Source organism: Parahoeflea alexandrii, from assembly GCF_024105735.1.
Lineage (GTDB): Bacteria > Pseudomonadota > Alphaproteobacteria > Rhizobiales > Rhizobiaceae > Hoeflea > Hoeflea alexandrii.
Map to the genome: position 1 here is coordinate 161203 of NZ_JAAAML010000004.1, position 13883 is coordinate 175085.

The 13883-nt window shown below is 62.1% G+C and carries 11 protein-coding genes and 1 pseudogene; 4 read left to right on the forward strand and 8 right to left on the reverse strand.

What is annotated here, in order from left to right; genetic code table 11:
* Window positions 1–11 precede the first annotated feature (11 nt).
* From GTW23_RS20055 to GTW23_RS20065, 3 genes are all read right to left on the reverse strand, one after another.
* Window positions 12–260 (reverse strand): DUF4170 domain-containing protein, encoded by a 249-nt coding sequence (locus GTW23_RS20055; RefSeq protein WP_152009864.1) that lies wholly within the window; start codon window positions 258–260, stop codon window positions 12–14.
* Window positions 261–326: 66 nt separating this feature from the next.
* Window positions 327–1136 carry a 3'(2'),5'-bisphosphate nucleotidase CysQ gene (locus tag GTW23_RS20060; RefSeq protein ID WP_290129050.1) on the reverse strand — a complete coding sequence of 270 codons (810 nt, stop codon included), beginning with the start codon at window positions 1134–1136 and terminating at the stop codon, window positions 327–329.
* Entirely contained in the window at window positions 1136–2479 is a 1344-nt protein-coding gene (locus GTW23_RS20065; protein WP_252917172.1) for a TldD/PmbA family protein, read from the reverse strand. Before GTW23_RS20065 ends, GTW23_RS20060 begins: the two co-directional genes overlap by 1 nt.
* A 102-nt stretch (window positions 2480–2581) precedes the next feature.
* Here GTW23_RS20065 and GTW23_RS20070 point away from each other — a divergent pair, with 102 nt between their 5' ends.
* From GTW23_RS20070 to GTW23_RS20080, 3 genes are read left to right on the forward strand one after another with little or no spacing between them, the layout of a single operon-like run.
* Window positions 2582–4399 (forward strand): monovalent cation:proton antiporter-2 (CPA2) family protein, encoded by a 1818-nt coding sequence (locus GTW23_RS20070; protein WP_252917174.1) that lies wholly within the window; start codon window positions 2582–2584, stop codon window positions 4397–4399.
* A 20-nt stretch (window positions 4400–4419) separates the two neighbouring features.
* Window positions 4420–4836: a VOC family protein gene (locus GTW23_RS20075; RefSeq protein ID WP_193217325.1), complete on the forward strand. Its 417-nt coding sequence runs from the start codon at window positions 4420–4422 to the stop codon at window positions 4834–4836.
* Window positions 4833–6287, forward strand: coding sequence for an MATE family efflux transporter (locus GTW23_RS20080; protein WP_345780642.1), 1455 nt, complete (start codon window positions 4833–4835; stop codon window positions 6285–6287). Before GTW23_RS20075 ends, GTW23_RS20080 begins: the two co-directional genes overlap by 4 nt.
* Before the next feature lie 2 nt (window positions 6288–6289).
* Here the strand turns inward: GTW23_RS20080 and GTW23_RS20085 are convergent, their stop codons facing one another.
* From GTW23_RS20085 to GTW23_RS20095, 3 genes and pseudogenes are all read right to left on the reverse strand, one after another.
* Window positions 6290–7168, reverse strand: a complete 879-nt coding sequence (locus GTW23_RS20085) for a patatin-like phospholipase family protein (RefSeq protein WP_152009869.1) — start codon at window positions 7166–7168, stop codon at window positions 6290–6292.
* Window positions 7169–7232: 64 nt separating this feature from the next.
* Window positions 7233–7781, reverse strand: a pseudogene (rsmD, locus tag GTW23_RS20090) (16S rRNA (guanine(966)-N(2))-methyltransferase RsmD); the annotation flags it as partial.
* Window positions 7762–9357 carry a pseudouridine synthase gene (locus GTW23_RS20095; RefSeq protein ID WP_425602794.1) on the reverse strand — a complete coding sequence of 532 codons (1596 nt, stop codon included), beginning with the start codon at window positions 9355–9357 and terminating at the stop codon, window positions 7762–7764. The pseudogene rsmD and the gene GTW23_RS20095, both read right to left, overlap by 20 nt.
* 135 nt (window positions 9358–9492) lie before the next feature.
* Here GTW23_RS20095 and GTW23_RS20100 point away from each other — a divergent pair, with 135 nt between their 5' ends.
* On the forward strand, window positions 9493–9939 hold the full coding sequence (locus tag GTW23_RS20100) for a nucleoside deaminase (RefSeq protein WP_252917178.1): 447 nt from the start codon (window positions 9493–9495) through the stop codon (window positions 9937–9939).
* Between the two features lie 21 nt (window positions 9940–9960).
* On the opposite strand, the gene GTW23_RS20105 is transcribed toward GTW23_RS20100, so the two are convergent.
* Together GTW23_RS20105 and ileS are read right to left on the reverse strand one after the other, a co-directional pair.
* On the reverse strand, window positions 9961–10614 hold the full coding sequence (locus GTW23_RS20105; RefSeq protein ID WP_193217326.1) for a hypothetical protein: 654 nt from the start codon (window positions 10612–10614) through the stop codon (window positions 9961–9963).
* Window positions 10615–10794: 180 nt separating this feature from the next.
* Window positions 10795–13782, reverse strand: coding sequence for an isoleucine--tRNA ligase (gene ileS, locus GTW23_RS20110; RefSeq protein ID WP_252917180.1), 2988 nt, complete (start codon window positions 13780–13782; stop codon window positions 10795–10797).
* Window positions 13783–13883 lie beyond the last annotated feature (101 nt).

The following is a 13883-nucleotide window of genomic DNA, read 5'->3' on the forward strand; positions in this document are numbered from 1 at the left end:
TCGCCTGCGCCTCAGGAGGCGGTTTTGCTTTCGCTGTTGGGATCGAGCATGCGGTGCATGTGCACGATGAAGTAACGCATGTGGGCGTTGTCCACCGTCATTTGCGCCTTGGATTTCCAAACCTCATGGGCCGATGCGTAATTGGGATAGATGCCGACAATATCCAGCGCATCGAGGTCGCGGAAATTCATTGACTCCAAGCTCTCAAGCTCGCCGCCGAATACAAGGTGCAAAAGCTGTTTGTTGTTGCCTTCCGCCATGGGATCACTCCAAGATTAAACGGACTTACCTATCAGAGCGCGGTTTGCGGCAATTCGATTAAAAGGTCAATGCCCGTCGGCAGTCTGCAGCAGCGCCAGCAACTGCGGCACATGCCCGCTGGAGGCGGCGAGCAGAAGCCCGCGCGATGGATCCGGCCGATTGTAGTGCATGCGGCCACCTGCCTGATCGACCAGAACGTGCCCGGTTTCGGCAAGCAGCGTATCGGCCGCGGCCAGGTCCCACTCGCTGGCGTGGGGACGGACGAAAACCGCGTCGAGCTCGCCTCGCGCCACGGCTGCAACCCGCAAGGCAAGAGAAGGTCCGCCGGCCACCTTGTCGAGACCGTTTTGGGCCTTGGGCAGCATCTTTTTGGCAACCATGTCGGGGATCGCCACACGCAATCGCGCTTCACCAGACAGCGACATGCCTGCAGGAAGACGGACATCGTTCAGGAAAGCGCCGCCCCCAGCCTGGGCCTGCCAGATTTCGCCCCGCGCCGGCGCTGCCAGAACGCCTGCCACCGGCCTTCCGTCTTCCACCAGGCCAACACTCACGCACCAATCGGGTCGGCCGGCGACATAGGCGCGCGTGCCGTCAATCGGGTCAACGATGAACACCCGTTTGTAGGCAAGACGGTGTTCGCTGTCCTCTGCCTCCTCCGAAAGCCAGCCGTAATCGGGACGGGCGGCAAGCAGAAGCTTCTTCAAGAGTTCATCGATCGCGATATCGGCCTCGCTCACCGGAGAGCGGCCGCCATTCTTGTACCAGACTTCGGGGTCCTGACGGAAATGCGACATGGCAATGTCCGCCGCCAAGCGCGACGCCTCAAGCATCAGCGCCAGATCATCGGAAAAAAGTGTCGCCTCAGACCCCATTACTCGCCTGCAAGGGTCATACCTTCGACAGCTATCGTGGGAGCCGCAATCGAGAACTTGGCGTCGATGTCATTGGCAAGCGTCATGCGCTTGAACATGTCCTTGAGGTTGGAAGCGATGGTCACTTCGGACACGGCAAAGCTCAGCTTGCCGTTTTCGATCCAGAACCCTGAAGCGCCGCGGCTGTATTCGCCCGTCACCGGATTGACCCCCTGCCCGATAAGCTCGGTGACATAGAAGCCGGTGCCGACCGAGGCGATCAGATCCTCAGGCGATTGCTGACCGGGAGCGACGATCACATTGGTGGAAGACGGCGAAACGCCGCCGCCGCGACCGGCGCGGCCGTTGGACGTGAGACCCAGTTCCCGTGCCACCCCGGTGGTAAGGTACCATTGTTGCAGGATACCATCTTCAACCATGGTCAGTGGTCCGACAGAGACGCCCTCGCCGTCAAACGGTCGTGAACCAGAGCCACGCCGGACAAAGGGGTCGTCAATCAGCGTGAGACCGTCGATCGCCACCTTCTTGCCCATCATGTCCTTGAGAAAACTGGTCTTGCGGGCGACCGACGCGCCGTTGATGGCGGAAACCATGTGCCCGATCAGTCCACGGGCGGCCCGCGGGTCAAACACCACAGTGACGTTGGAACCGGTCTTGACCTTGCGCGGGTTCACACGCGCGGCGGCACGCTCCCCGGCGCGGAGGCCGATTGCCTCGGCTTCATCGAGATCGGCGAAGAACACGCGGCTGTCAAAGTCGTAATCGCGCTCCATCTTGACACCCTCGCCGGCAATGACGCTGACCGAGCGGGAGAAACCGGACCGTTCGTAGGTACCGGAGAAGCCGTGCGAGGTCGCAAGCACCATGCCGAACAGACCTGTTCCCGCGCCCGCACCGACCGAGCTTGAAACACCCGGTACCGACAGCGCAGCCGTTTCAGCGGCAGTCGCAGCCTCGATCAGGCTTTCCGCGGACGGTTCAGTGGAGTCGTACAGTTCAAGGTCGGGCCAGGATTTGGCCAGCATCTCTACGTCGGCGAGGCAGGCATGCGGATCTTCGGGAGAAACCCGTGCCATTGCCACCGCGCGCTCGGCAAGTGCGGTTTCATCGGCTCCCTGGCCTGCGTGGACCGTCGCGACCTTCTGGCCGACAAAAACCCTGAGGCTGAAATCATCTGATTCGGCGGACTGGGTGTTTTCGACCTCGCCATTGCGCACGGAAGCCGAGCGCGAACGGCTGCGAACCACCAGCGCATCTGCCTGGTCGGCACCAGCTGCCCGGGCTCGCCCGATGAGACGCTCAGCCGTCGCCAGTAAGCCTTCAGATTGTTGTGTATCACTCATGTTTTTTGGCCTTTCGCTTGGCTCTCATGTATTGTCGCCACGGTCAAGCATCAAGCCCGTCATGGCTCAAGCCTGCGGTTTAACGTCAAAGGAGCGCAATGAATGGCTGCAGTCGATGGCACCCTTTACACCGAAGGCCTTGTGCTGTTGTGCGGAGCGGTCGTGGCGGCGCCGCTGTTCAAGAAAATCGGGCTCGGAACGGTTCTTGGCTATCTTGCCGCCGGCATTGTCATCGGCCCCCTGCTCCGGATCATCACCGACGGCGAGGAAATCCTGCATTTCGCCGAACTGGGCGTGGTGCTGCTTTTGTTCATTATCGGGCTTGAGCTCAAGCCATCGCGGCTTTGGCAATTGCGGCGCGACATCTTCGGGCTCGGGCTGGTGCAGGTCATGGTATCGGCACTGGCAATCATCGGTGTCGCCTGGTCGCTTGCCGGTCAGCCCTGGACAGCGGCGATCGTTATCGGTTTCGGACTGGCGCTCTCGTCGACGGCGTTCGGCGTCCAGATCCTCAACGAACGCGGCGATCTGAACACGCGCTACGGGCAGCAATCCTTCTCGATCCTGCTGTTCCAGGACATCGCAATCGTGCCGATCCTGGCTCTCGTTCCGCTTGTCGCGCCCGCTGCTGGCGACGGCGGCGGCTCGATTGTCACCGATATCGCCATTACGGTCGGAGCCATCCTGGCATTGCTGGTTGCCGGCCGCTACCTTCTCAATCCGCTGTTTCAAGTCATTGCCGGAACCGGTGCCAAGGAAGCAATGATCGCGGCAGCCCTTTTCGTGGTTCTGGCGTCAGGCACCTTGATGCAGTTTGCCGGCCTGTCGATGGCGCTGGGTGCCTTTATCGCAGGCGTGATGCTGGCCGAATCCTCCTACAGGCACGAACTCGAAGCCGACATCGAGCCATTCCGCGGCATCCTGCTGGGTCTATTCTTCATGGCGGTCGGCCTGTCGCTCGATCTCAGTGTGATCGCCGACAACATCGTCGTCATTCTCATTGCCGTGCCGGTGCTGATGATCATCAAGGCCCTGGTCATCTACGGCGCCTGCCGGGCTTTTGGGTCCACACACAACAACAGTGTGCAGATCGCGGGACTTCTGCCGCAGGGCGGCGAATTCGGCTTCGTGATTTTCAGTGCGGCGGCGGCTGCAGGCGTATTCGCCCAGGCGACCGCGTCTCTGCTGGTGGCGATCGTCACCATTTCCATGGCGCTGACGCCGCTGGCCGCGTTTGTGGCCAACCGGCTGATGCGGGAGGCGGCCGACGAGCAGATGGACGAGGATTTCGCCGGCGCCGGTTCCGATGTGCTGATGGTCGGCTTTTCGCGTTTTGGCCAGATCGCCTCGCAGATCCTGCTCGCAGGCGGCTCGGACGTAACCATCATCGACCAGTCCGCCGACAGGATCAGATCCGCCTCGAAGTTCGGCTTCAAGATCTATTTCGGAGATGGGACCCGCAAGGAAGTGCTGGTGGCGGCCGGCATCGAGCGGGCCAAGATCGTTGCGGTCTGCACGCACAAGCAGGAGATCACCGACAGGATCGTCGACCTGATCCAGGCCGATTTTCCGACCGCACGCATCTTCGCAAGGGCGTATGACCGGACCCACACCTTGTCGCTGCGCGCCCGCGGCGTGGATTACGAGGCGCGGGAAACGTTTGAATCCGGGATGCTGTTCGGCCGCAAAACGCTCGAGGCGCTGGGCACGTCGGAAGATCAGGCGGCGGCCATCAGCGAGGATGTGCGCCACCGCGACGAGGAGCGGCTGGCAATCCAGGCGGTTGAGGGGCTTCTCGCCGGACGCGAGAAGCTGCACACCAGGCCTGTAACGCCGGAACCGTTGGTCAAACCCAAGCGCGAATCCGAACGTCTGGACAAACCGCTCAAAGACGATATCACCCTGTCTGATCCCGCGTGACAGGTTGAAGGAAAAACATCATGACGCCATTTCACCTCGCCTTCCCAATCAGAGATATTGACGAGACACGCCGCTTCTACGGCGAACTGCTCGGCTGCCCGATGGGGCGTTACACCGATAGCTGGATCGATTTCGACCTGTTCGGCCATCAAATGTCCGGGCATGTCAGGCCGGATGCCGGTACCGGTGCCGCTTCGGGCGCGGTTGACGGGCACTCGGTGCCGATCCCCCATTTTGGTGCCGTGCTGCAAATGGAGCAGTGGAAGGAACTCGCGGCCAGGCTTGAGGCTGCAGACGGAATTGACTGGATCATGAAGCCGACGCTTCGCTTTGAAGGTCAGCCTGGCGAACAGGCGACGCTGTTTCTGCGCGATCCTTCCGGCAATGCGCTCGAATTCAAGGGCTTTACCGATCTCGGCCAGGTCTTCGCCTCGTGAGCGAACAGAGACCGGCGGCCGCGCCGCCGTCTGCCCGGCAAAGCGAGCCGGCGAAATTCGTCACCGGTTCGACCATGCGGCACGTTGTGGTGATGACGGCAACCGGCTCGATCGGGCTTGTTGCGGTGTTCATAGTCGACGCCCTCAACCTGTTCTACATCTCGCTTTTGGGGCAACAGGAACTCGCGGCGGCGATCGGTTATGCCGGCACGCTTCTGTTCTTTTCGACCTCGATCGCCATTGGCCTGTCGATCGCCGCAACGGCGCTGACCGCACGCGCACTGGGGCGGGGAAACCGCAGCGAGGCGCGCGAGATCGCCGGAGCTTCACTCTTCTACATGATCATCATCATGACCAGCACGGTGGCGTTCGCCTATCCGTTCCTGGGAGACATGGTGCTGATTATGGGCGCCCGGGGGCAGACTGCAGACCTTGCAACGGAGTTCATGCAGATCGTGCTGCCGTCGCTGCCGGTTCTGGGAACAGGCATGTGCCTGTCAGCCCTGCTGCGTGCCGTGGGCGATGCCAAGCGGGCGATGTATGTGACGCTAGGCGCCGGGGCGCTGACTGCGGTGCTGGATCCGATTTTCATCTTCGGCTTCGACCTCGGCATCCACGGCGCGGCGATCGCCACGGTGATCTCGCGCTTTGCATTGGTTGGCATCGGTCTCTACTCGCTGTTGCGGATCCACAACCTTGTCGCCATGCCCTCAAGAACCATCATCGGACGCGAATTCCGGCCGTTTCTGGCGATCGGACTGCCGGCGCTGATGACGCAGATCGCAACGCCTGTCGGGAACACTTTCGTCACCGCCACCATGGCCGAACATGGAGATGCCGCCGTTGCCGGCTGGGCGGTGGTCGGACGGCTGATTCCGGTCGCGTTCGGGGCGCTCTTCGCCCTGTCCGGCGCGGTGGGGCCGATCCTCGGCCAGAACTACGGTGCCAGGCGGTATGACCGGCTGATATCGACGATGCGTGACAGCCTGGTGTTCATCACGCTCTACACACTGGTTACATGGGCAGTGCTGGCGCTGTTTCGAAACCAGATCGCCGATCTCTTCGGCGCGACCGGAGAGGCGCGCGACGTCATCGTCTTCTTCTGCCTGTTCGTGGCCGGCAGCTTCGTGTTCAACGGCATGCTGTTTGTCGCCAACGCGGCTTTCAACAATCTGGGCTATGCGCTCTACTCGACGGTGTTCAACTGGAGCCGCTCAACGCTTGGTGTCATACCCTTCGTCTGGCTCGGCTCTCACTGGTACGGCGCTCAAGGGGCTCTTGCTGGCTATGGCCTGGGAGCCGTGGTGTTCGGTCTGGCATCGATCGTCGTCTGTTTCCGGGTGATTGTGAAAATCGAGGACCGCGATGGCGGCGGGCCGGACGAGCTCGTTGTACGGACGCCACCCGCAGGGCAATCGGCCTTTACCAGCGGCAAGGCGTCAACGCTGTAGCGCTACTTGAAAAAGGCAAAGGCGGCGTCAAGGTCGCGCTTGAGCTGCTCTGCGACACTCTCGGAGCCGACAAGGATCTCCTTGGCCTTGAGGAAATCGAGCACCCGGTACTGGTGCACCTCTGGACGGAGCAGGATCTGCGGGGGATGGGCGCGCCGCTTCATTTCTATGATCGATTGCATCATCAGCTGGCTGGCGCCAAACATCATGTCGATGGTCGTCGGCGGCTGGCCGGGAACGCCCGATGGCAGGCCGACGACATCCACGCCGATGACGATGTCGGCCAGTCCGGCCAATTGGTCAAACGGCACAGGATTGAAGATGCCGCCATCGATCATGATGGTGCCGTCGAGCATCACCGGACGGAACACTGCGGGTATGGCTGCCGATGCGGCAATCGCCTGGCGCAGATCCCCCTCCGAACAGGCCACTTCGGCATGGCCATAGTAATCGGTGACCATGATTTTTGTCGGAATGATCAGGTCTTCGAAACGCCGCGCGACCTTTTCGGGCAAAAATCCTTCGAGGATCCGTTCGACATTGAACTGGCCGAGCCTGAGCCCGCCCTCCATGGCGTCCTTGACGCCCCGGGGCCTCGCTGCCTTCCACATCCGGCTGAGCGCGCTGGCCGGCTTGCCGATGGTGTCGAGCGTATGGGCGCGGATCTCCTCGCCGGTCATGCCCGAGGCCATCGCAGCCCCCATGATGGCTCCAATCGAGGAGCCGGCAATCGCAACCGGCCTGATACCCATGGAATCGAGAGTCTCGATGACATGGATATGGGCTATTCCGCGCGCTCCTCCGCCGCCAAAGGCAACGGCGACCGTCGGTTCGGAAAATCGCGACGCGGTCTCGGGTTCGGCATGCATTGTGTCAGTCATTCCTGAACCCCGTTTCAGTGGTTCCCTCGGCCATCACTGCGTTCTCAGGCAAGCCTGAAGCATCATAGCGGAAGAAGCGCATGATTGTGTCGCCAAATTCACGGGTGTCGAGAAGTTTGAAGCCACGCCCCGGATCAGGCTCGGCTGAAGCTTGCTCTTCAAGGACAACGAGAGCGCCATCCGCGAGCCAGCCGCCGCGAGCAGCGGACACCAGCGCCCTGTCTCCCAGTCCCTTGCCATAGGGCGGGTCTGCGAAGACCAGATCAAACGGACCCATCGTGCCGGCGGCACCAAGCTTGCAGGCATCGCGGCGGAAAATGCGCGCACGGCCCTGCAGCCCAAAGGTCTCGATATTCTTCTGGATCAAGCCGCGCCCCTCGACGCCGCTTTCGACAAACAGCGCGGTCCGGCATCCTCGCGACAGGGCTTCGATGCCGACGGCTCCGGTACCGGCGAAAAGATCGAGCACCCGCGTTTCCGCCAGCGCCTCGGGAAAGGCGTGGCTCAGAATGTTAAAAAGGCTTTCCCTGCTCCGGTCGGTGGTCGGCCGGATGACGTTTGACTTCGGAGCGGCCAGTCCGCGGCCGCGAAACTCACCGCCGACGATCCGCACCGGGGCCCCGTCCCTTTCCGTAAGCAGGCTTGCCGCTCCGCTTGTCCGATGAAGGCCGTCCGCCCGTTGGTCTGCCGCTGTCCTTTGGAGGTCCGTCAAACGATTTGCCACGGCCCGGTTTTCCGGCAGGTTTCATGCCGGGCTTGTCGCCCGGTTTGCCGCCGGGCTTTCTGGCCTCGGCTCCCGGCCTTGCCTCATCCGCCTCACGCGGAGGGCGAGGCTTTGCCCGCCCCTTGGGAAAACTGCCGCGGCGCGTATCGGCGCGGTCATCCGCCTTGGCAGGCTTGCGCGCGGGCCGTTCGGCTGCGGGCACGGCATCGTCCTTGCGGTTTTCGTTGACCGGCCGTGCGCCGGGCGCCATCCAGACATTGCTGGCGCGGCTGCGCTGGACAAAGCTGCGCTTGGCGGGCTTGCCACCAGGTTCCTCGTTTCGGCCGCCGGGCCGGTCGGCTTTAGCGGCGGCACCGAAAGGTTTGCGGTCGGTGCGGTCACGGTCGCGGTCGGGAGCACGATCACGATCCTTGCCAAAGCCCTTGCCATCGCGTCCCGGACGGCCTGGTTTGGTATCGAGACGGGCGCGGGCGCGCTCGGTTTTCTCCGAACTTGAAATCCATTCGCGCTGAGCCGGCTTGGCGGCCGGCTTGGGTTTGGCTTCTGGCTTCGGCTTGGCGAGATGCTCGCTCAGCGGCGCATCGAAATTGGCGCCCGATTCCTCGATCATGCGTTCGCCGAGCTGTTCGCGTAGCGTCTTGCTCTTGATCTCGACAACCTCGCCTTCGCGAATATCACCCAACTGGAAGGGACCGAAGGAGATCCGGATCAGGCGGTTGACGTCGAGACCGAGGGCGCCGAGCACATTCTTGATCTCGCGGTTCTTGCCCTCGCGAAGACCCATGGTGATCCACACATTGTGGCCCTGCTTGCGGTCCAGCGTCGCTTCGATGGCGCCATAGAGCACGCCCTCGACGGCGATGCCGTCCTTCAGTTCATCGAGCCTTGCCTGATCGATGTCACCATAGGCGCGGACACGATAGCGACGGAGCCAGCCGGTCTGCGGCAGTTCCAGCGTCCTTGCCAGGCCGCCATCATTGGTCAGAAGCAACAGTCCCTCGGTATTGATATCAAGCCGACCGACAGTCAGAACACGCGGCAGGTGCCTGGGCAACCTGTCAAACACTGTCTCGCGGCCTTCGGGATCCTTGTTGGTGGTCACCAGGCCCGCGGGCTTGTGATAGACCCACAGCCGGGTCCGCTCGATGCCGGCGATTTCCTCACCGTCAACCTCGATGCGATCCGAGAGGGAGACAACAACTGCCGGGCTTTCCAGGGTCTTGCCATTGACCTTGATGCGGCCCTCGGCAACCATCCGCTCGACATCCCGGCGGGACGCGACGCCCACGCGCGCCAGGATCTTGGCAATACGGCCGCTTTCGGTGGCGCTGTCCGCCGTGTCCGGCGACTTGTTGGCGGGCTGTTGTTTGCCGTGTTTGGGCTTGTCTTGTTCTGTCATTTGTAGTTTGCCTGCCTCTACAGCGCCTTCCCGCGTTCCTTCAGGATCGCACGGGCACTGTAACATGTTTGGTTTGGCGATACGTCGTTCGACAGATCGGTTCTGTTGTCATGGGGTATGGCCGCTTAAATCGCTGTCTATCAGGTTGGACGGGCCGGGTTAAGGGGTTTCATGCATGGTCTTTCGACCGCGGGACATTTGATGATCAGCAACGGATACATGGACCTGGCGCTTGAGGAAGCCCGCGCTGCCGCCACTCGCGGCGAAGTGCCGGTTGGCGCGGTGATCGTTCGCGACGGCCTGGTGCTGGCGCGCGCAGGCAACCGAACCCGGGAATTCAACGACGTGACCGCGCATGCAGAGATTTTGGCCATCCGGCAGGCCGCCGAAAAGCTCGGCAGCGAGCGGTTGATCGATGCGGATCTCTACGTCACGCTCGAACCCTGCACCATGTGCGCCGCCGCGATCTCGTTTGCCAGGCTGAGACGTCTCTATTTCGGCGCGGAAGACGAAAAAGGCGGCGCAGTGACGAGCGGCGTGCGATTCTTCAACCAGCCGACATGCCATCACGCACCGGAGATCTACCCGGACATTGCATCAGCCGACGCGATGGATCTGCTCAAGGGGTTCTTCAGGGAAAAGCGCTGACACACGGAAAGAAGTCTTCCCTTACCAGGGCCACCACTTGCGCCTGCCGGTGCCTTCCTTCGCAGCTTCTTCCTTCCAGCGCTTCTCTTTTTCGCGCTCCGATTCGCCGAGTTCACCCACTGGGGCGGTCGCGGCGGGCTGGCGGTATGCCAGCGGTGGATCAGACAGGAACCGGCGCCGATCGGAATAGGCGCCTGACTGAACCTTGCGCGCTTGCTGAAAGGCCTGGCGCTGAGCCGCACCGGTCACAGGTGGTGCGGCTTCTGCGGCACGCGGTGAGCCAAGAGAAGTGGTGCGCTTGGTGATCTCGGGCTTTGCGAGCGGAGAGCTGAAAGCGGAGTTGCCTGAATTTGCGTCAGCCTCGGCCAGAAGCCGCGCGCGGGTTTCTTCCGGTGATTCCACCCATGCCGGGTTGTTCTCGGTCACGTTCTCCTGCGGTGCCGGAAGGCCGGCGGTCTCCGTCGGTTTCACGATGGCCGGACGCGGCTTGTACTCGATATCGGCGCCCTTGCGGGTGGAGCCGATCGTCACGATGTTGCCGAGATCGTCAATCAACTGCGCGGTGGATGTCTTGTCGGTGCCATAGGTCGGACCCATGCAGCCAGACAACGCAAGGCTTGCGGCAATGAGTGCGCCTATTGTCACGCCAGCGCGGTACTCGGTCTTCATTGTCATGCACAGGATCCCGTCTCGGACAGTCGCTTTGATTTCATACTGCTTGTTGCCGCACAATCCGGCCTTTTTCAGGCAGGGTTTTACCGGATTGGAACAGGCAGGGCAATTGACCCCGGCAAAATTGCCGCAGGATCACGGTTCAAATCCCGCCGGACCCCGTGTCAGGGGCCCGGCAGACCGTCACAGCCGGCCAAGCGCCTTGAGTTCGTGCAAGGCGGCGGCATCACGGGCCGACACGTCCGGGAACTCGGGGTCGGAGCCGACATCGTCGGTGATCCGCCAGGACCGCGCACATTTGTCGCCCGTCGCAAGGGCTGGAAGCACGGACACAGCCTTTACCTCATCGATGCGGAAGGCAGTGTCAGGGCCTTCACCGGTTTCAATGCGAACGCCCGAGGTGATGCAGATCTCGGCGAAGTCGCTGTCGCCGACGGCCTCGACCAGCGCCGGATCGGTGATGTGGACCACGGGTGCTGCTTCCAGCGACGAACCGATGCGCTTTTCACGGCGCTCGATTTCCAGGGCGCCGGTAACGACGCGGCGCACGGTGCGGATCTTCTTCCACTTGGCGGCCAGCGACTCATCGCGCCAGGCGCCGGGAACCTCGGGAAACTGTTCGAGATGCACGGATTCGGCATCCGGCTTGTGAGAGAGCCAGGCTTCTTCCATGGTGAAGGGCAGCATCGGCGCGAGCCAAGTCACCAGGCAATCGAAGATCTTCCGGATGACCTGCAACGAAGCCCGGCGACGCAGGCTCGAGGGCGCATCGCAGTAGAGCGCATCCTTGCGGATATCGAAATAGAAGGCCGACAGCTCGATATTGGCAAAATCGGTCAAGGCGCGGGAGATGCGCTTGAAATCGAAATTGTCGTAGCCGGTGCGTACCAGCTGATCGAGCTCGCTCAGCCGGTGCAGCATCAGCCGCTCGAGTTCGGGCATATCGGACGGATCGATGGCGTCACCGCCGTCATGCGCCAGGGTGCCAAGCATCCAGCGGATGGTGTTGCGAAGCTTGCGGTAGGCATCGATGTTGGTCTTGATCACCGTCTTGCCGAGACGTTGATCTTCCCAATAGTCCGTGTTCATCACCCACAGGCGCAGGATATCGGCACCGGATTCCTTCATGACATCCTGCGGGAAGACCTGATTGTTCAAAGACTTCGACATCTTGCGGCCGTCCTCGGCCATGGTGAAGCCATGGGTGATGACGGCGTCGTAGGGCGCGCGGCCGCGGGTGGCGCAGCTTTCCAGCAGCGAGGAATGGAACCAGCCGCGGTGCTGGTCGGAGCCTTCGAGATAGACATCGGCCGGCCATTTGAGATCCGGACGGTCCTCCAGCGTGAAGACGTGGGTGCAGCCCGAATCGAACCAAACATCGAGAATATCGGTGACCTGGATCCATTTCGGATCACTTGCGAGATTGCCCAGGAAGCGCTCGCGGGCACCTTCGGCAAACCAGGCGTCGGCGCCCTCGGCCTCGAAAGCCTCGAGAATGCGGGCATCGACAGCCTCGTCGAGCAGCACATTGCCATCGACATCGGCAAAGACGCAGATCGGCACGCCCCAGGCGCGTTGGCGCGAGAGCACCCAGTCGGGACGGTCCTCGATCATGCCACGCAGGCGGTTCTGCCCAGCTGATGGCACGAAGCGGGTGTCTTCGATGCCTTTGAGTGCGCGCGAGCGCAGTGTGGTGCCGTCGCCGAAGTCCTTGTCCATATAGACAAACCACTGCGGCGTGTTGCGGAAGATGATCGGCTTCTTGGAGCGCCACGAATGCGGATAGTCATGCTTGAGGCGTCCGCGAGCGAAGAGATTGCCGGCCTCGATCAGCGCGGTGATGACCGACTGGTTGGCGTCGCCCTTCTTGCCCTTGTCGTCGATCACGCGTGCAGGCCCGCCTTCGCGATCCGGCCCGAGGCCGGGCGCGTCCTTGGTGTAATAGCCGGCGTCATCGACGGTGAAGGGAATCGCGGACGAGATGCCGCGCGCCTCGAGATCGCGGGCAGCATCCATCCAGGCTTCAAAGTCCTCGCGGCCATGGCCGGGCGCGGTGTGCACGAAGCCGGTACCGGCATCGTCAGTGACGTGATCGCCGGCGATCAGCGGCACTGCGAAATCGTAGCCGCCACCAAGACCCTTGAGCGGGTGGGCACAGACCATGCCTTCAAGGTCGCTCGCCGCCACTTCGCGCAAACGCTTGAATTCAAGCTTGGCCTTGGCGAAGCACTCCTCGGCCAGCGCATCGGCGAAGATCAGCTTCTCGCCCGGCTGCGGTCCGAAGTCGTTCTCGGCCGCCGTGACCTCATAAAGGCCATAGGCGATCCGATCAGAGAAGGAGACGGCGCGGTTGCCCGGGATGGTCCATGGTGTTGTCGTCCAGATAACGACGGAAGCATCTTCCAGATCGGGATAGAAGGTCTGGGAAGAAACGCTTGGAGCCGGTGCAGCATTGGCGTCAGCGGGTTTGGTGACCGCAGACACCGGGAACTTCACCCAGATCGTGTCGCTCTCGTAGGTCTGGTATTCGACCTCTGCTTCGGCCAGCGCGGTGCGTTCGACCACCGACCACATGATCGGCTTGGAGCCGCGGTAGAGCTGGCCGGATCTCGCGATCTTGAGCAATTCACCGGCGATGCGGGCTTCGGCGTGGAAATCCATGGTCTTGTAGGGCTTGTCGAAATCTCCCTCGATGCCCAGGCGCTTGAATTCCTCGGACTGCACCGAAACCCAATGCTCGGCATAGGCGCGGCATTCCTTGCGGAATTCGAGCATTGCCGCCGATTCCTTGAGATTGGGCTTTTCCTTGCCCTTGGAGCGGTAGTTCTCCTCCTCGATCTTCCATTCGATCGGCAGGCCGTGGCAGTCCCAGCCCGGGACATAATTGGAATCGAAGCCGCGCATCTGGAAAGAGCGGGTGATCACGTCTTTCAGGATCTTGTTGAGCGCGTGGCCGATGTGGATGTTGCCGTTGGCGTAGGGCGGGCCGTCATGCAGCACGTATTTCGGGCGGCCGGCAGAGGTGGCGCGCAGCCTGTCGTAAAGCCGCATCTGCTGCCAGCGGGCAACCAGTTCGGGCTCCTTCTGCGGCAGGCCGCCGCGCATCGGAAAATCGGTTTCCGGCAGATAGAGCGTCTTGGAATAGTCGAGCGTGTCGTTGGTGTCGGTCATGGTGTCGCAATCTTATGGGCCGATGGCCCGTGGTAGACAGTGTATCGGAGAATTCGAAAGCGGGCGCTGTGTGCGCGCCAGATTGCCCGGTCTCCTGCGAG